The organism is Clostridium sp. BJN0001, assembly GCF_022869825.1.
Classification (GTDB): Bacteria; Bacillota; Clostridia; order Clostridiales; family Clostridiaceae; genus Clostridium.
Window position 1 is genome coordinate 729,871 of the sequence record NZ_CP094971.1, and the last position, 17,982, is coordinate 747,852.

Consider the following 17,982-nt stretch of genomic DNA (forward strand, 5'->3'; position numbering starts at 1 on the left):
TAAGTGGCAAGAGAACAAAAAGGATTAACAGGGGTACAAAAAGCTGCAATACTGTTTATTACTCTTGGTCCTGAAGCTTCATCAGGAATATTAAAAAAGCTTCCTGAAAATGACATACAAAAAATAACATATGAAATTGCTAATATAACATCTGTAACATCTCAGCAGAGAGAAGATATATTAAATGAGTTTTTACAGATAAATAAAGCTAAAGATTATATAGTAGAAGGCGGAATGGAATATGCAAAGCAGCTTTTATCACAGGCACTTGGAAATGAAAGAGCTGGTGAAATTTTAGAGAAGGTTTCTGAAGCTACTTCGCAGTATAGACCATTTTCTATTGCTAGAAAAGCAGATGCTAAGCAGCTTCTAAATGCTATAGTTAGTGAACAACCACAAACAATAGCACTTATATTATGTTATCTTCAAGCTGATAAGGCAGCACAGGTTATTGCTGAACTTCCAGAAGATGTACAAAGTGAAGTATCATTTAGAATCGCAACTATGAATAATACATCACCTATGGTAATAAAAGAAATAGAAAGTGTTCTTGAAGGAAAGCTTTCATCTGTTGTAAGAACAGAAATGACATCACTTGGTGGAGTAGAAACATTAGTTGATATATTAAATGCAGTAGATAGAACTACTGAGAAAAATATTACTGAAGGTCTTGAAAAAGAAGATGCAGAGCTTGCTGATAAAGTTAAGAGCTCAATGTTTGTATTTGAAGATATCATTAATCTTGATGATGTTTCAATTCAGAGAATACTTAGAGAAGTTGAAGTTAGTGATCTTGCACTTTCACTTAAAGGATGTTCTGAAGAAGTTGCAAACTGTATTTATAGAAATCAGTCAAAGAGAGCTGCTGCTTCATTAAAAGAAGATATGGAATACTTAGGACCAGTAAGATTATCAGATGTTGAAAAATCACAGCAGAAGATTGTTGCAGTTATAAGAAAATTAGATGATGCTAATGAGATCGTAATATCAAGAGGTGGCGAAGATGCAATTATCGTCTAGACTTATAAAATGGGATATAGCTAAAAGTGGTGAAAAAAAAGTAATAACTACTGAATATACTCCCCATAATATTGATAATCATATAGAAGATAATAGTGAAAAAACAGAAAACACTATTGAATATATGGAAAAAGAAAATGTTATCGATCCTGAAGAAATGATAAAAGAATATCAGGTTGTAGCAGATAGAATAGTAGAAGATGCTAGAAAAGAAAAAGAAAAAATACTCAGCGAAACATACGAAAATGCTGAGAATATTGAAAAAGAAGCTTATGAAAAAGGCTATAATCAGGGAGAAAAAAATGGATATGATGATGGCTTTAAAAAAGTTTATGCTGAAAATATAGAAAAAGCTAAAAAAGAAGCTTCTGAAATTGTTAAAAAAGCAGAGAATATGCTTAAGTCTGCAGAAGACCAATATGGTGAGTATTTAAACGAAAAGAAAAAAGATGTAGTTGACCTTGCTCTTACTATAGCATCCACTATAGTAAGACAAAAATTAACTACTGATGATGGAATGAATAATCTTGTAGAAGAAGCATTTAAACTTTCAAAAGGTGAAGAAAGTATAGTGATTAAAGTAAACAAGATTCATATTCAAAAATTAAAAGAAAATATAGATAAGTGGAAAGTAACTTATGATATTAAAAACGAAATTTTTATACTTGAAGACACTTTCTTAGAACCTGGAAATGCAGTTATAGAAAAGACTAGCGGAATTATTAAGGTTGGCATAGAAAGTGGACTTTCTGAAATTAAGAAAGCACTTATTGGTTAGATTAAGAGGTATGTATATGGATTTAGGGCTTAATTTTAAGAAACTGACTGATAAAGTAAATAATGTATCTGCAATATATAGTGAGGGAATTGTAAGAGAAGTAATAGGTCTTACAATTGAAGTTACAGGAATAAAGGCTTTTGTTGGTGAATTATGCATAATTTATAATGAGAGAAATATGCCAATTAACTGTGAAGTTGTTGGATTTAAAGAGGATTTTGTAATACTTATGCCGCTTGATGAACTTATAGGAATTTCACCAGGATGCAAAGTAGTTGCCCAGCATAAACCTTTAAGTGTACGCTGCTCAGATAATATGTTAGGTCATATTTTAGATGGACTTGGAAAACCTCTTGATGATTCAGATCTATCAGTTGATGGAGTAGATTATCCACTTGAAAATGAAGCACCAGATCCACTTAAAAGAAAAAGAATAAAAGACATAATGCCAACAGGAATAAGAGCGATTGATGGGTTTTTAACTGTTGGTGATGGACAAAGAATTGGTATATTTGCAGGTAGTGGAGTTGGAAAAAGTACAACTCTTGGTATGATAGCAAGGGAAGCTAAAGCTGATGTAAATGTAATTTCTCTTATTGGAGAAAGAGGAAGAGAAGTTCTTGAATTTGTAGAAAAAGATTTAGGACCTGAAGGAATGAAAAGATCAGTTGTAGTATGTGCTACATCAGATAAACCAGCACTCATAAGAATTAAAGGTGCTCTTACAGCAACAGCTATAGCAGAGTATTTTAGAGATAAAGGAAAAAAAGTAATTCTTATGATGGACTCAGTAACAAGATTTGCTATGGCACAAAGAGAGGTTGGACTTGCAACAGGAGAGCCTCCTGCAACTAAGGGATATACTCCTTCAGTTTTTGCAAAGCTTCCAAAGCTTATGGAACGTTCAGGAACATCTATTAATGGCTCAATTACTGCATTTTATACAGTTCTTGTTGATGGTGACGATTTTAATGAACCTATTGCAGATGCAGTAAGAGGTATACTTGATGGACATATAGTTCTTTCAAGAGACTTAGCTCATAAAAATCATTATCCTGCAATTGATGTTTTAAATAGTGTATCAAGACTTATGAGTTCTATTGCATCAAAAGAGCATAAAGAAGCTGCATCTATTGGCAGAGATCTTTTAGCAACATATAAAGATTCAGAGGATCTTATAAATATAGGTGCATACGTAAAAGGAAGCAACAAAAAGATAGATCAAGCTATTAAATATAATGATGTTATAAATAAATTTTTGTGTCAAAAAGTAGACGAAAAAACATCATTTGATGAAACTGAAGCAAAACTTAAAGGTATGTTTAAAAATAATTAGTGAGGAAATTTTAGTATGGCTAAAAAGTTCAAATTTAGTTTAGATAAACTTCTTGAAATAAGGCGTGACAAAGAAGAAGAGAGTAAGAGAGTTTTTACAAAAGCTCAGGCTGAAAAAGATTTGATTGAAAAAAAACTTAAAAATCTTCATGATAATTATGAGAAATATAAGGTTATAGATGCAAATGAAGATGTTACTTATCAAAAATTAAAAAGATATTACTTAACAGGTATTCAGTCTTCAATAAAAGAAACTAAAAAAGATTTAGTCAAAAAAGAGGAAGAAGTAGAAAAGAATAGAAAGAAAGTAATAGAAAAACAGATTGATAGGAAAACAGTTGAAACATTGAAAAATAAGAAATATGATAAATTTATAAAAGAAGAAAATAAAGCAGAGCAGATTGTGACTGACGAGCTTGGCTTATATGCATTTATCAGAAATAGAAAAGATAGATAAAGTATTTGGAAGGGGGTGAGAAATATGATAGGAAATATGAGCTTTAATATGGATAGCATAAAAAATAAAACAGATGATACTGTTTTAAAAATGAGCTATAAAAAAACCGATTCAAATAAAGCTAAAAGTGTGTCATCAGATAAGGATTTTAGTACAGTTTTAAAATCTGAAACAAAAAAAGAAGATAAAAAGATTGACAATATGTCAAATGCTTCAGATAAAGTTTCAAAAGATGATAAAAGTAAAAGCTTATCTGAACTTAAAGATGAAATTGAGGATTTAAAAGATGAAGCTGAAAAGTCTAAAAATACAGATCTTGCAGAACTTTTAAATCAGATACTTAATATTTTAAATAAGCTTATGCAAAATAACACTTCTGAAAATTCAGAAAATATTAAAGAATCTTTTTCAAAATTAGTAGAAAGTATACTTAATGTTTCTGATAACAGTGATAAACTTAATGAATTAATGAATCTTTTTAAAAGTGATGATTCTTTAATATCATTAAAGGATTTAACATCAGAAATGAAAGAAATATCTTCAATGATTTCAGAAAATAAAAACGATAACATTAAAGATAAAATATCAGATCTTTTATCTAAATTAACTGATAATAATTCTTCAAAAAAAGATACTGTTATTAATCTAAATAATAATGAACAAGCTTTAGTTAATGATGACAGTAAGGATCAAAGCTTTCAATCTCAGAGTGATATGTCAAAATCTAATGATAAATCATCATCTGCTGATAGTGACAGCGATAGTAAGGTCTTAAAGGGAATACTTGATGATAATAAATCAGACAGTATTTTTAGCAAAATAAATCAGGCAGCTCAGAAGACACAAAATGTTCAAACTGTAGTAAAAACAGATGGAAACATAGTTAATAAAGTTACTATAGTAGATGACATAATAAAAGATGTAAAATTCATGTCTACAACTGATTTAAAAGAATTAACAGTAAAGATTAATCCAAAAGAACTTGGAGAGATTACTATAAAGCTTATAGCTCAGGATAATGGGGCTATGAAGGCAGAAATAAAAGCAAATACAAAGGATGCTTATACTTTATTAAATCAGAATCTTTTCGATATTAAAGACAAGTTAAATGGAGAAAATATAAAAATTAATGATGTGAATGTATCACTATACCAAGAAGATACAACATTTTATAAAAATGGACAATTTAATTCTATGTTTTCACATAATGGAAATCAAGAAGCTGATGAAAAAAATTATTCATATTCAGAAAGTAATATATCAGGAAATGATAATCAAGAAGGCGATGACACTAGAAACTTTGCAAAAGAAGATTCTAGTATAAATTATTTTGCATAAAGGAGGTTAAGTAATGGCAATAGATACTTCAATGAATAACAGTAATGTTACTACAGGTGAGCAGGCTAAAGCTGTCTATAATGCTTCTAAGGCATCGCAAAAAATAGGACAGCAGACTACTGACAGAGGAACATTAGTAGTTTCGTCAAGAAATTTAAATGCAACTTTAAATCAGAATTCATTTATAAAGCTTATGGCAGCTCAGATGAAAAATCTTGATCCGTCTGAAAATACAGATAATACGCAGTATATAACACAGATGGCGCAATTCTCTACAATGGAGCAGACACGTCAGCTTAATAATACAATGACACAGCTTTCATATCAGGATCTCATTGGAAAAGCTGCAACATTTTCTACATTAGATTCAAATGGAGAAAATTATGTAGGAATTATAAGAGGAACATCTTATCAAAATAATACATGGTATGTCTCAGCTGAAGTGTGTGAAAATGGTGAAAATAAGATTAAACTTTTTTCAGCAGATTCTATAAATGGAACAATAGAAAGAACTGATTATACAAGTAATGCAATGGCTATAAATTCAGACTTCTCTGCAGCATCATCACTTGCAGCTAATAAGGAAAATAAAGCTGTAATTGTCGATAAATCTGATGCAGAAAATGTAAAAGTCATAAAGGGAAGAGTAAAAAGTGTTTTCTTAGACAACGGTGTAGTAAAGGTACGAGTTTCAGAGTTTGATGAAAATGGAAATGAAAAAGAAGATTTGCAGGTTTTCCCTTATGGATATCTTTATAGAGCTGGAGATCTTACAGATGAGGATATGGATGTAAAGGCTGAAGATTTCATAGAAAATGAAAGTGCTCAAGATAGCGCTGATGTCTTAAATGACCCAACTAATCCAAATTATGATGCAGCTGCAAAAGAAGCACAGCTTGCCTCATCTAAAGTTAGTGTTGTTACAGGTCAAAATGGTTTAAATGATTCTACAGTAAATGATCAGTACGATGAAGACATTAAAAAACTTAAGCAGATACAAGGCGATTAGATGAGTTATAGAATAATAAATGGTAAACCATATGCTGTAAATGAGTTATCTTACTCATTTGACAATGTTAATCAGAATATAAAAAATGATTTTAAACCAAAAGAAAAAAATTTTCAGGATATTTTAGATGATGTTAAAATTTCAAAGCATGCAGCTTCAAGGCTTAATGATATTAATTTTAGCAGTGATGATATGAAAGAAATTGAAAAAGGTTTTAAAATTGCTGAAAATAAGAATTCAAAAAATACTCTTATGCTTTATAAGAATGTTGCGCTTATAGCTAGTGTTGAAAATAGAACTCTTATAACAGCAGTAGATAAAGACAGAGCAAAAGAAAATATTTTTACTAATATAGACAGCGTAGTTATTTTATAAAAGCTGGACCTTAAATAAGGAGGCTTTAACCTGCTAAGCGACAGAGGCAGGACATAGAAAATAGGAGGATGAATTTATGTTAAGATCAATGTATTCAGGAATTAGTGGAATGAGAGCTAATCAGACAAAAATCGATGTTATAGGTAATAACCTTGCAAACTCAGGAACAACAGCATTTAAAGATTCTGATGTAAGATTTAAAGATATGCTTTATCAAAACTCAGGATATGCATCATCTCCAACACAATCTCTTGGAGGTACAAACAATAAGCAGGTTGGTTTAGGTGCACAGGTATCAAGCATTAATAGACGTACAGGCCAAGGTAATGCTATGTCAACTCAAAGAGCATTAGATATATGTATTGATGGTGATGGATATCTTGTAGTATGCAAAGGAGACATAGATGGAGGAATTACTGTTGATCAAGCTACTGGAGCAGGAACAGCAGCAACTTCAGGAGGAACAATTTCACAAACATATTATACAAGAGACGGAAACCTTACTTTAGATAAAGATGGGAATTTAGTTACATCAGATGGACATAGAGTAATGGGATATTACATGTTAGATGGTTCAACACCTTCATTAAAAAACGATAGTGGGGTTTTAAAAGCATCTTTTGTTGATGCTGAAAAAAAAGATATTAAAGCTGATACTACATTAAAGCCTCTTGCAATTCCTGATACAGTAACAGTAAATAGTAAAGAAGAACCTGTTAATAAGTTTGAAATATCAGGTGATGGTCTTATTATAGCAACACTTGGAAATAACCAGAGAACTGTTTTAGGACAAATTTCTATGGCATCATTTAAAAATCCTGAAGGACTTGCACAAGTTGGAGGAAACTATTTAGAATCTTCTGCAAACTCAGGTGCAGTTATGTACATGACAGGAAAAACTGCTACTACAACAGGAACTACTACTAAAAAAACAGGAAATCAAGGCGGATTTGGTAGTATAATTCAAGGGTGTCTTGAAGCTTCAAATGTTGATATGACAGAACAATTTACTAATATGATTACAGCAACAAAATGTTTCCAAGCATCAGCTAAGATGATATCAAACGGAAGCGAAATATTAGATACTATAGTTTCATTAATTAGATAAAATAAAATAAAGGGATGATAAATAGGATATTTATCCTCCCTATTTTGCTAAAAATGTAAAATGACTTACAAAAATGTTGAAAATTATAGGGGGAGAGTTTATGATAGAATTAACAGGGATGAATAATAAATCATTTATTCTTAATGCAGATCATATTGAAAAAGTTGAGGAAGTACCTGATACAGTGATCACATTGACAAATGGTAAGAAGTATATTGTACTTGAAAGTGCTGAAGATGTAAAAAATAGAGTTTTAGAATATAAAAATAAAATTTTTACATACAGAATTTAGGAGGCATATAAATGAAAAAGACAGATATTTTAACTGCTTTGGGATTATTACTAGGAATTGGACTTATGATGTATGGAATGGGAAGTAATGGAATATCAGACTTAAAACTTTTCTGGGATCTTCCATCTGTTGCGATAACACTTGGAGGTTCTATTGCAGCCGTACTTATAATATATCCTATTGATGATTTTAAAAAATTTGGTATACTATTTGGCCAAGCTTTTAAGGAACCTAAAATATCAAAAATGGAAATAATAACACAGTTTGGAGATTTATCAAGAAAAGCAAGAAAAGAAGGATTACTTTCTCTTGAAGATGCAATCAATAATTTAGAAGATGCATTTATGAAAAAAGGTCTTCAGATGGTTGTAGATGGAATTGAACCTGACTCTATACGTGAAGTGCTAGAACTTGATATAAGTGAGATGGAAGCAAGACATAAAAGTGGAGCTGGAATATTTACTGCATGGGGTGCTTTTGCACCAGGCTTTGGAATGCTCGGAACTTTAATAGGTCTTATTCAAATGCTTGGTGGTGGACTTAGTGATTCTGGTGCGATAGCATCTGGTATGAGTAAAGCTCTTATAACTACATATTATGGATCATTAATTGCTAATATGCTTGCATCACCTATTGCACAAAATCTTAATAATAAAGGTGCTAAAGAAGTAACTGTAAGGGAAATGATGCTTGAAGGAGTTCTTGCAATTCAATCAGGTGTTAATCCAAGAATTATTGAAGACAAGCTTATATCATATCTTTCACCAAAGGAAAGACATGAATTTGCAAGTAATGGTGACCGAAATCAAAATGAAGGAGTTGCTTAAAATATGGCTAGGAAGAAGAAAAATGAAGGAGGAGGACTTACAGGTAATGAATGGCTTGGAACATATTCAGACTGTGTAACTCTTCTTTTAACGTTTTTTATTTTGCTATATTCAATGTCGACAGTAGATTTAAAAAAGACAAGGGCAATATCTAATGCATTTAATGTAATGAATGGAAATCCGTCAACTTCTATCCTTGAATATGATTCAGATGATGGAAAAGCTCCGATAATAGGCGGTGAAGCTGAGGCAGATTTAGAAGAGAAAGCAAAATATAATACGAATAAAGAACAAACTAAAAAGGAAATGTATGAAAATGTAAAACAATATATGGATCAGAATGATTTAAATTCTGCTATGACAGTTTCTATGGATTCAAAAGGTGTTGTACTTCAGCTTAGAGATAATGTATTATTTGAATCAGGTCAAGCTGATCTAATACCTTCAAGTATTGCTATATTAGATAAAGTTAATACTTTAATATCAACAATGCCAAACAATATTAATATAGAAGGACACACAGATAATGTGCCTATAAGTAGCAGCAGATATCCAAGCAACTGGGAATTATCAAGTGCGAGAGCTACAAGTGTTCTTAGATATTTTGTAGATGAAAAAGGACAGATACCTCAAAGATTTGCAGTATCTGGATATGGAGAATTCAATCCTATTTGTGAGAATAATAGTGATGAAAACAGAGCTAAAAATAGAAGAGTTAATATTTTAATTATTTCAGAAAATGAGGAGAGTGAGAGTAGTGGCAGATAATGTTGAAAAAGGGAAAGAAAAAAAAGGTAAAAGCAAGATACTTTTTGTATTGATGTTTTTACTCGGATTACTTGTTGTTGCGGGAGTAACATTTGGAGCAACTTATATGATATTTGCAAATTCAGGTTCGTCTTCAAGTGAAAAGGCAGTTCCTAATAATGTATATGTAGACCTTGGAGAAAATACTGTAAATTTATTAGATGAGAATAGTAAAAGGTATGCTAAATTTCAGGTCTCTGTAGGATATAATTCAGATGATAAATCTAATAAAAAACTTCCAGATGAATTAAAAAATAACATAGCAGTAGTAAAAGATGCTGTTACATTTTATATGAAGAGTAAGAATGCGGATTTTGTCCTTGATCCTTCAAATGAAGAAGAAATGAAAAAAGATATGATTACATCAATAAATAAACAGCTTACTAAAGGAAGAATAGATGATGTAAAGTTTAGCAATTTAATTGTACAGTAAGTAAGGTAAGATTATGAACTTTGAAATTTTTATGATGTGTTTTAAATTAATAGTTGCACTTATAATAACACTTATTCTTATCTATGCTATGTCAAAAGCTATTGGAAAAGGTGCTATAAAATTTAATGGTTATAGACATATGGAAATTTTAGAAAGAATGCAGATTACTAAAGAATGTACATTATTAATTGTAAAAATTCAAGATAAAGGATGTGTACTTGCAGCATCGCATGCAGGTATAGAAAAATTATATGAGCTTTCTGAAGAAGAAGTTAAAAATATAGAAAAAGACAAAGAAAAAATAAAGCAAGATGATATTGTATTTAAAATTTTTAATGAATTTGGGCAGAAGGACAGTAAGATTATTACTAAGTTTAAGAAAAAAGGACCAAAAGAATGAATATTAAAAGAAAAAAAGTATTTTTAACTATATTTTTATCATTTGTATTTATAATGATTATTCCTAAAAGCGTATATGCATCTGTAAATAATGCAGGAGTTATGCCAAATGTTAATGTTTCACTTGGAAATGGTGCAAATATGAATCCAAATGATTATGTATCTAATATAAAGATATTAGTATTCTTTACAATACTTGCAGTTTTGCCTTCAATAATAATAATGATGACATCTTTTACTCGAATTGTAGTTGTTCTTTCATTCTTAAAGACTGCTATGGGAGTTCAGCAGGCAATACCAACACAAATTTTAACAGGACTTTCTATATTTTTAACATTATTTATAATGACTCCTGTATATAATGTGGCAAATAAAGATGCTATAATTCCTTATCTTAATAATGAAATAACTCAACAGGAAGCTATACAAAAAGCTGGAAAACCGCTTAAAGAATTTATGCTTAAACAAACGAGAGATAAAGATCTTAAGCTTTTTGTTGATATAAGTGATATAGAAAATAAGGATAATTTAGATAGAGATAATATTCCATTTACAGTAGTTATTCCTGCATTTGCAATAAGTGAATTAAATACAGCTTTTCAAATTGGATTTATGATATATCTTCCGTTTCTAGTAATAGATATGGTTGTGGCGAGTGTACTTATGTCAATGGGTATGTTCATGCTGCCACCTACTATGGTATCACTTCCGTTTAAGCTTATTTTATTCGTAATGGTTGATGGATGGAGTCTTCTAGTTTCATCATTAGTACAGAGTTTTGTTTAGGAGGATACTATGTCACAGACAATGTTAAATGCTATAGTAAAAGATACAATTGTAACAGCTGCAAAAGTTGCAGGACCACTTCTTCTTGTTGTTCTTCTTGTCGGACTTATTATAAGTATCCTTCAAGCAACTACTCAGATTCAAGAGCAGACTTTAACTTTTGTACCAAAGCTTATAGTTACAGCTATAGTAGGAATTTTTTTGGGAAGTTGGATGCTTCAGACACTTATTTCATTTACACAGAGAATATTTGAATACATAGCTAATATTACAACGTAGAAAGGGGTATATAAATGGTAGATTCTACTTATTTTTTAGCCCTGTTTCTAATTTTTTTAAGGCTGACATCATATTTTATTGTTGTCGATGTATTTTTTCCAAGTGGAACACCAAAAGTATTAAAAGGAGTACTTGGAATTATAATAGCATATGGAATAATAGGTGGAGTAGATGCATCAGTTGTAAACTCTATAAATAGTAATTATCTTCTAATATTTTCAGCAGTAAGTGAAATACTTAGCGGTCTTATTTTAGGATTTTTAACTAATATAATTTTCCTTTCTGTTAAATTTGCAGGAGGTTGGATGGATATACATGCTGGATTTTCCATGGTAAGTGTACTTGATCCAACTACACAGATGAATTCTACACTTCTTGGAAATTTTTCGTATATGATTGCAATGATGATTTTCTTTATTGTAGATGGACAGGAAATTGTTTTAGGACTTCTTGCAAAATCTTTTGAAATAGTTCCTTTAGGACATACGATAGTTTATAGTGAAACTCTTTCAGCAATAATAAAAACTATTTTTCATTTTTTCGCACTTGGAATGGAAATCGCGATACCTGTTGTACTTATTATCGTAATGATAGATGTATGTCTTGGACTTATATCACGAACAGTTCCTACAATACCAATAATGATATTTGGTATGCCAATTAAAAATGCATTAGGTCTTGTAACATTTTTAATTATAATGCCGCTTATTACAAAAATAGTAAGTTCAGCTATATATGGTTTACCTCAGTTATTTGAAAATCTTGTAAAAGTCATACCAGCAGCTGGTTTTATGTGTATATTTGCTGATGCAGATAAGACAGAAGAGGCAACACCTAAGAAATTATCAGATGCAAGAAAAAAAGGACAGCTTCCTAGAAGTAAGGATGTAAATGTTGCGATTACAATGCTTGCATGTACACTTTTAATTTTGGTATTATGGGATAGCCTTACGAATGGATTTAAAGATGTAATAATATATTTCTTAAGATTACCAGCACTTAATAATTTTAATATTCATACTTTAGGATATTTAAGTCTTTTTGTAATTTATAAAACAGCTGTTATTTTACTTCCGTTTGCATTATCAATAATGGTTGCAGGAGTATTTGCTAGTTTTCTTCAGACAGGTTTTTTACTTACTAAAGAACCAATTAAGCCTTCTTTAGGAAAATTAAATCCAATATCTGGATTTAAAAATATGTTTTCTAAAAAAAGCATTGTTGATCTATTAAAAAATTCAATAGTAATTACTATAGTAACTTTAATAGCGTATAAGTATATCAAAAAAAATTATTTAAATATACTTAATCTTGTAAATTTATATCTTCCAGATATGGGAATTCAAATAAGAAATTTAGTAGTGGGTATATTTTCTCAAATATGCATAGTTCTTGTAGTTATAGCAGCTATTGATTATTTCCTTCAAAGAAAGATGTTCTCTAAAGATATGAAGATGACAAAACAGGAAATAAAAGATGAATATAAAGAACAAGAAGGAGATCCACAGATTAAAGGAAAGATAAAGCAGAAGCAAAGAGAAATAAGCAGACGAAGAATGATGAATGCTGTTGCAGATGCTACTGTTGTTGTAACAAATCCTACTCATATAGCAATTGCTTTAAAGTATGAAGAAAAAGGTAAAATGGAAGCTCCAAAAGTTGTAGCTAAAGGTGCTGATTACATAGCACTTAAAATAAAGGAAAAAGCAAAAGAAAATGATGTACCTATTGTTGAAAATAAACCACTTGCACGGCTTATGTACAAGCAGGTGGAATTAAACAAGGAAATACCAGAAGATATGTATCAGGCAGTTGCAGAAATTTTGGCTGTTGTAATGAAAATTAAAAAGTAGAAAAGGTGATTTGATTGGAATTTAGTTTAAGAAAACTTGATATAAAAAATAATTTAGATGTAATAGTAGCATTTGGAGTAATTTTTATTGTTATTATGATAATTATACCGCTTCCAAAAGCTATGCTTGATGTACTTTTAGCATTTAATATAACCCTTTCTATAGTAATACTTCTTATAACAATGTTCACTACAAGTGTTCTTCAGTTATCAATATTCCCATCTCTTTTACTTGTAACTACATTGTTTAGGCTTGCTTTAAATGTATCGTCCACAAGACTTATTTTATCAGAAGCAGATGCAGGAACTATTATTACAGCATTTGGTGAATTCGTTGTAAATGGAAATTACTTAGTTGGAATAATTATATTCTTAATAATTGTTATTATTCAGTTTATGGTAATTACAAATGGTGCTGGAAGAGTTGCTGAAGTATCTGCAAGATTCACACTTGATGCTATGCCTGGAAAACAAATGGCAATTGATGCGGATTTAAATTCAGGTATGATAGATGATGTAATGGCAAAAAAGAGAAGACAAGATTTGCAGACAGAAGCAGATTTTTATGGTTCTATGGATGGTGCGTCAAAGTTTGTAAAAGGTGATGCTATTGCAGGATTATTAATAACAGTTATAAATATAATTGCAGGAATTGCAATAGGTGTTTTAGTAAAGAATATGGATGTTGCAAAAGCTGCACAGACATATGTAAGATTAACAGTCGGAGATGGGCTTGTAAGCCAGATCCCTGCACTTTTAATCTCTACTGCATCAGGTATTATAGTAACACGTTCAGGAAATTCTGAAAGCTTTGGTAAAACATTTCAAAAGCAGCTTACAGGATTCCCTATTGCTACAGGAATTGCAAGTGTTATAATGCTATTTATTTCAATAATACCTAATATGCCTATGTTCCCATTTTTAGTTGCATCAGTTGCAATGGGAATACTTACATATTTTCTTATTAAAGATGAAAAGGAAAAGAATGCTCCAAAAGAAGTTTCAGAAGAAGAAAAGATTATGGCAAAAGAAAAGAAAGAGCCTGAAAATGTAATGAATCTTATATCTGTTGAACCTATGGAAGTTGAAATAGGGTATGGACTTATTCCGCTTGCAGATGAAGCTACAGGTGGAGATCTTCTTCAGAGAATAGCATCTGTAAGAAGGCAGTGTGCTATTGAGATGGGTATAGTTGTTCAGCCTATAAGAATTCGTGATAATCTTCAGCTTAAAACTAATGAATATGTTATTAAAATAAGAGGTACAGTAATAGCATCATCAGAGCTTATGCCAAATATGCTTTTATGTATGGACCCTACAGGTGAACATTCTGATATTCCTGGAATAAAAACAATAGAACCTACGTTTAAACTTGAAGCTGTTTGGATTAATAAGGATCAAAGAGAAGACGCTGAGATTAAAGGATTAACAGTAGTTGATCCTACAACTGTAATGGTAACACATCTTACAGAGACAATTAAAAATCATTCATTTGAATTACTTGGGCGTCAGGAAGTTAAGCTTATTGTTGATAATATGAAAGAAAAATATAGTGCAGTAGTTGAAGAGCTTATTCCGGATCTTTTAACTATTGGAGAACTTCAAAAAGTACTTCAAAATCTTTTAAAAGAAAAAGTTCCAATAAAAGATATGGTGACAATAATGGAATCACTTGCAGATAATGCAAGAAATACAAGAGATATTGAAGTACTTACTGAGTATGTAAGATATTCTCTTGCAAGAACTATATGTAATCAGATAGTAGATGAAGATAGAAAAGTAACAGTTGTCACATTAGATCCTTCAATTGAAAAAATTATAGGCTCTAATATACAAAAGACAGTTCAGGGTTCATTCCCTACAATAGATCCAGATACTACAACTAAGATTCTTCAGAGTATTAAAGATACTATTGAAAGAGTTAATTTCTATAATAATCAGCCGGTCATACTTGTATCACCTAATATAAGATTAGTATTTAGAAAACTTATAGAAATGGTATTCCCTCAAGTTATGGTAATTTCATTAAATGAAGTACCAAACGATGTTCAAATAAATAGTGAAGGAGTTGTTACCGTATAATATGATTATAAAGAAATATGTTGCAAATGAAATGAATGAAGCAATGCTTAAGATAAGAAGTGAACTAGGAAAAGACGCAGTTATAATAAGTCAGAGAAAGATTAGAAAAAAAGGAATAAAAGGTATCTTTGGAGGAAAATTAATTGAAGTAACAGCTGCCGTTGAAAATTCTAATAAAGAAAAGAAAAAGAAGTATCAGTTTAAAGCAGCTAGTGATAAAGAATTTGAAGATTCAGTACTTAATTTTCAAAAAATAATGAAAAATAATTTTTCAAAAAATGACGAGGAAGAGATAGCTAAAGAAAAAGAAAAATCTGATTTTGAAAAAATGATTGAAAAGCATAATAATAAAGCAATAAAAGAAACTACAGAAAAAAAAGAAATAACTGCTAAAAATGATGATAAGTCTCAATCTTACATAGAGTCGGTACATAAAGAAGTTAGTGAAATAAAGGATCTTCTAAATAAAGCTATAGTTGAGAAAAATAGCAATCAAATTAAATCTGAAGATAAAGATGAAAATAATTCTCTTTATAAAGAATTTCAGAAGCTTGATATTGATGAAGAATATATTAATGATTTAATTGATAAAGTAAAAAATATTAAGGAAAATTCTGAAGAAAAAAAAGATCCTAAAGAGATATTAAGTGAAGCTTTAAAAGAAGATATAAATATATCATCTGATGATTTAGAAGGAAATGTAGTGCTTGTTGGACCTACAGGTGTTGGAAAGACAACAACAATAGCAAAACTTGCAGGAAGACTTTCTTTAGTAGAAAAAAAGAGAGTTGGTCTTATAACAGTTGATACTTATAGAATTGGAGCAGTAGATCAGCTTAAAACTTATGCTGAGATAATGAACATACCATTTGAAGTTGTTATAACTGCAAAAGAGATGGAACAGGCTGTAGAGAAGATGTCAAATCTTGATGTTGTTTTAATAGATACAACTGGAAGAAGCAGCAAAAATATTATGCAGATATCAGAACTTCGTACATTTATTACAAAAACTAATCCTTCAAAAGTTGAAATGGTAATAAGTTCTACAACTAAAAATAGTGATATTAAATCAATACTTAAAGGTTACGAAAAACTTGATTATAACAACATAATCATAACAAAATTAGATGAAACTACCACATATGGATGTATATATAATATATGTAAGGAAGCTGAAAAACCTATACAGTATATGACAATAGGTCAAAATGTTCCTGATGATATGAAAGTACCAGAAAAAGATGAAATTATTCGTTTAATATTAGGAGAAGAAACAATATGATAGATCAGGCAGAATCATTAAGAAAATTGGCTAAAGAGGATAAAAAAAGAGCAAAAGTAATTACAGTAACTTCTGGAAAAGGTGGAGTTGGAAAAAGCAATTTTGTTGTTAATCTTGCCATATCTCTTCAGAAAAAAGGAAAAAATGTTTTAATTTTTGATGCTGACCTAGGAATGGGGAATGATGATGTATTAATGGGACTTTACCCACAATATAATATTTTCGATGCAATATTTACTAATATGGATATAAAAGATATAATAATAGAGGGCCCTGAAGGTATAAATCTTGTGCCGGCTGGTTCTGGTCTTAATAAAGCCATGCAGCTAAAACCGGAACAAAGAGATGAATTTCTTAAGAAACTTGATGTTTTAGATGATTACGATTATATATTGATGGATACAGGAGCAGGAGTCAATAAAGATGTACTTGAATTTATTAAAGCATCTGAAAAACTTATTGTAATTACTACTCCTGAACCTACTTCAATTACTGATGCATATAGTCTTATAAAAGCTACTGATTATTTTAAACTTAAAACTTCTGCTGATATTATAGTAAATAAGTCTTTTTCGTATAAAGAAGCTTTAGATACCTTTTCTAAACTCAATAGAACGATAGAACGATTTCTAAATATTAAAGTGAATTATTTAGGAGCAATTTCAGATGATAAAAAGCTTGTAATGAGTGTTAGAGCGCAAAGACCTTTTATTATGTCTTATCCACAGTGTGAAGCATCAAAAGATATCGATAACATTTCAAATAAGATACTAGGATTGCAATCAGAAAATACACAAGGGGCTAGAGGTGTTTTTAGAAAATTATTTAATATTTTTTCATAATCTTAGGAGGCAAAAATGGAAGGTATCGGGTTAGAAGTAAATACAAAGCTTGAAATTCAAGGCGAAAAAAAAGGATATAAAAGTATTGTTTTAGATGTTTCAGATGAAAACTTTATGATCAATATTCCAGTTTCAGATGGAGAGTATATGCTTTTGCATATTGGGGAAGAAGTTGAAATTAACTGCTATTTAGAAAATGGGAGATGTTATAATTTCTTTTCTAAGGTAACAGGAAAAGGAAAAGAGAGAAATATTTTATATTATAGATTGAGTACTCCTTTTAACATAAGAAAGATTCAAAGAAGAAATTTCTTTAGAGTTAGTGTTATAAAAGAAGTAAAATATAAGATAATTACTAATTTAAATAAAGAAGAGATTAATGATTTACAATATAGACATGCTACTTTAATAGATTTAAGTGGTGGAGGATTAAAGATAAAAATAAAAGAAAAAATACAAAAGGGAGAAAAAATCCAGATAAAGTTTAAGGTTAAAAATACTGAACTTGAGCTTAAAGGAGAGGTTGTCAGATTAGAATATTCTGAATATAAAGAAAGAGTGTGTGGAATTAAATTTATAGATATAACACAGTGTCAGAGTGATAAAATTATTGAGGAATTATTCTGCATAATGAGAAAACAGAGAGCAAATCTTTAGATAAAAAGGGAGGGGCTTATAGTT

At 30.2% G+C, this 17,982-nt stretch carries 20 protein-coding genes; all 20 read left to right on the forward strand.

Features of this window, described 5'->3' with window-relative positions; genetic code table 11:
* Positions 1-3 precede the first annotated feature (3 nt).
* Entirely contained in the window at positions 4-1,020 is a 1,017-nt protein-coding gene (gene fliG, locus MTX53_RS03460) for a flagellar motor switch protein FliG (RefSeq protein WP_244834833.1), read from the forward strand.
* A complete protein-coding gene (locus MTX53_RS03465) occupies positions 1,004-1,798 on the forward strand; it encodes a FliH/SctL family protein (RefSeq protein ID WP_244834834.1) in 795 nt (264 codons plus the stop codon). Before fliG ends, MTX53_RS03465 begins: the two co-directional genes overlap by 17 nt.
* Positions 1,799-1,814: 16 nt before the next feature.
* Positions 1,815-3,134: a flagellar protein export ATPase FliI gene (gene fliI, locus MTX53_RS03470; RefSeq protein WP_244834835.1), complete on the forward strand. Its 1,320-nt coding sequence runs from the start codon at positions 1,815-1,817 to the stop codon at positions 3,132-3,134.
* 15 nt (positions 3,135-3,149) lie between these two features.
* Complete coding sequence (gene fliJ / locus MTX53_RS03475; protein WP_244834836.1) at positions 3,150-3,590, forward strand: flagellar export protein FliJ; 441 nt, start codon at positions 3,150-3,152, stop codon at positions 3,588-3,590.
* A 24-nt stretch (positions 3,591-3,614) separates the two neighbouring features.
* Entirely contained in the window at positions 3,615-4,928 is a 1,314-nt protein-coding gene (locus MTX53_RS03480) for a flagellar hook-length control protein FliK (RefSeq protein ID WP_244834837.1), read from the forward strand.
* A 13-nt stretch (positions 4,929-4,941) separates the two neighbouring features.
* Complete coding sequence (locus tag MTX53_RS03485; protein WP_244834838.1) at positions 4,942-5,937, forward strand: flagellar hook capping FlgD N-terminal domain-containing protein; 996 nt, start codon at positions 4,942-4,944, stop codon at positions 5,935-5,937.
* Positions 5,938-6,312: a TIGR02530 family flagellar biosynthesis protein gene (locus tag MTX53_RS03490; RefSeq protein WP_244834839.1), complete on the forward strand. Its 375-nt coding sequence runs from the start codon at positions 5,938-5,940 to the stop codon at positions 6,310-6,312.
* Between the two features lie 76 nt (positions 6,313-6,388).
* Positions 6,389-7,420: a flagellar hook-basal body complex protein gene (locus MTX53_RS03495; RefSeq protein WP_244834840.1), complete on the forward strand. Its 1,032-nt coding sequence runs from the start codon at positions 6,389-6,391 to the stop codon at positions 7,418-7,420.
* Between the two features lie 100 nt (positions 7,421-7,520).
* Positions 7,521-7,712: a flagellar FlbD family protein gene (locus MTX53_RS03500; protein WP_244834841.1), complete on the forward strand. Its 192-nt coding sequence runs from the start codon at positions 7,521-7,523 to the stop codon at positions 7,710-7,712.
* A gap of 11 nt (positions 7,713-7,723) precedes the next feature.
* Positions 7,724-8,539, forward strand: coding sequence for a motility protein A (locus MTX53_RS03505; RefSeq protein WP_244834842.1), 816 nt, complete (start codon positions 7,724-7,726; stop codon positions 8,537-8,539).
* A gap of 3 nt (positions 8,540-8,542) precedes the next feature.
* Positions 8,543-9,307, forward strand: a complete 765-nt coding sequence (locus MTX53_RS03510; RefSeq protein WP_244834843.1) for an OmpA family protein — start codon at positions 8,543-8,545, stop codon at positions 9,305-9,307.
* Positions 9,297-9,779, forward strand: a complete 483-nt coding sequence (locus tag MTX53_RS03515; protein WP_244834844.1) for a flagellar basal body-associated FliL family protein — start codon at positions 9,297-9,299, stop codon at positions 9,777-9,779. The genes MTX53_RS03510 and MTX53_RS03515 overlap by 11 nt, the downstream gene beginning before the upstream one ends.
* Before the next feature lie 13 nt (positions 9,780-9,792).
* On the forward strand, positions 9,793-10,179 hold the full coding sequence (locus MTX53_RS03520) for a flagellar biosynthetic protein FliO (RefSeq protein ID WP_244834845.1): 387 nt from the start codon (positions 9,793-9,795) through the stop codon (positions 10,177-10,179).
* Between the two features lie 53 nt (positions 10,180-10,232).
* Positions 10,233-10,964 carry a flagellar type III secretion system pore protein FliP gene (gene fliP, locus MTX53_RS03525; protein ID WP_244835449.1) on the forward strand — a complete coding sequence of 244 codons (732 nt, stop codon included), beginning with the start codon at positions 10,233-10,235 and terminating at the stop codon, positions 10,962-10,964.
* A 9-nt stretch (positions 10,965-10,973) separates the two neighbouring features.
* Positions 10,974-11,243, forward strand: a complete 270-nt coding sequence (fliQ, locus tag MTX53_RS03530) for a flagellar biosynthesis protein FliQ (protein ID WP_244834846.1) — start codon at positions 10,974-10,976, stop codon at positions 11,241-11,243.
* A gap of 14 nt (positions 11,244-11,257) precedes the next feature.
* Positions 11,258-13,096, forward strand: coding sequence for a fused FliR family export protein/FlhB family type III secretion system protein (locus tag MTX53_RS03535; protein ID WP_244834847.1), 1,839 nt, complete (start codon positions 11,258-11,260; stop codon positions 13,094-13,096).
* Between the two features lie 14 nt (positions 13,097-13,110).
* Positions 13,111-15,177 (forward strand): flagellar biosynthesis protein FlhA, encoded by a 2,067-nt coding sequence (gene flhA, locus MTX53_RS03540; RefSeq protein WP_244834848.1) that lies wholly within the window; start codon positions 13,111-13,113, stop codon positions 15,175-15,177.
* 1 nt (position 15,178) lies between these two features.
* Positions 15,179-16,459, forward strand: a complete 1,281-nt coding sequence (gene flhF, locus MTX53_RS03545; RefSeq protein ID WP_244834849.1) for a flagellar biosynthesis protein FlhF — start codon at positions 15,179-15,181, stop codon at positions 16,457-16,459.
* Entirely contained in the window at positions 16,456-17,301 is an 846-nt protein-coding gene (locus MTX53_RS03550; RefSeq protein ID WP_244834850.1) for a MinD/ParA family protein, read from the forward strand. Before flhF ends, MTX53_RS03550 begins: the two co-directional genes overlap by 4 nt.
* A gap of 15 nt (positions 17,302-17,316) precedes the next feature.
* A complete protein-coding gene (locus MTX53_RS03555) occupies positions 17,317-17,958 on the forward strand; it encodes a PilZ domain-containing protein (protein WP_244834851.1) in 642 nt (213 codons plus the stop codon).
* Positions 17,959-17,982: the final 24 nt, after the last annotated feature.

Bases quoted from the DNA above. Each gene is read 5' to 3' on its own strand.
- MTX53_RS03480 (WP_244834837.1), top strand. From the start codon at position 3,615: ATGATAGGAAATATGAGCTTTAATATGGATAGCATAAAAAATAAAACA.
- fliQ (WP_244834846.1), top strand. From the start codon at position 10,974: ATGTCACAGACAATGTTAAATGCTATAGTAAAAGATACAATTGTAACA.
- MTX53_RS03535 (WP_244834847.1), top strand. From the start codon at position 11,258: ATGGTAGATTCTACTTATTTTTTAGCCCTGTTTCTAATTTTTTTAAGG.
- MTX53_RS03485 (WP_244834838.1), top strand. From the start codon at position 4,942: ATGGCAATAGATACTTCAATGAATAACAGTAATGTTACTACAGGTGAG.
- MTX53_RS03520 (WP_244834845.1), top strand. From the start codon at position 9,793: ATGAACTTTGAAATTTTTATGATGTGTTTTAAATTAATAGTTGCACTT.
- flhF (WP_244834849.1), top strand. From the start codon at position 15,179: ATGATTATAAAGAAATATGTTGCAAATGAAATGAATGAAGCAATGCTT.
- MTX53_RS03505 (WP_244834842.1), top strand. From the start codon at position 7,724: ATGAAAAAGACAGATATTTTAACTGCTTTGGGATTATTACTAGGAATT.
- MTX53_RS03495 (WP_244834840.1), top strand. From the start codon at position 6,389: ATGTTAAGATCAATGTATTCAGGAATTAGTGGAATGAGAGCTAATCAG.
- fliJ (WP_244834836.1), top strand. From the start codon at position 3,150: ATGGCTAAAAAGTTCAAATTTAGTTTAGATAAACTTCTTGAAATAAGG.
- MTX53_RS03490 (WP_244834839.1), top strand. From the start codon at position 5,938: ATGAGTTATAGAATAATAAATGGTAAACCATATGCTGTAAATGAGTTA.
- MTX53_RS03500 (WP_244834841.1), top strand. From the start codon at position 7,521: ATGATAGAATTAACAGGGATGAATAATAAATCATTTATTCTTAATGCA.
- fliI (WP_244834835.1), top strand. From the start codon at position 1,815: ATGGATTTAGGGCTTAATTTTAAGAAACTGACTGATAAAGTAAATAAT.
- MTX53_RS03555 (WP_244834851.1), top strand. From the start codon at position 17,317: ATGGAAGGTATCGGGTTAGAAGTAAATACAAAGCTTGAAATTCAAGGC.
- MTX53_RS03465 (WP_244834834.1), top strand. From the start codon at position 1,004: ATGCAATTATCGTCTAGACTTATAAAATGGGATATAGCTAAAAGTGGT.
- MTX53_RS03550 (WP_244834850.1), top strand. From the start codon at position 16,456: ATGATAGATCAGGCAGAATCATTAAGAAAATTGGCTAAAGAGGATAAA.
- fliP (WP_244835449.1), top strand. From the start codon at position 10,233: ATGATTATTCCTAAAAGCGTATATGCATCTGTAAATAATGCAGGAGTT.
- MTX53_RS03510 (WP_244834843.1), top strand. From the start codon at position 8,543: ATGGCTAGGAAGAAGAAAAATGAAGGAGGAGGACTTACAGGTAATGAA.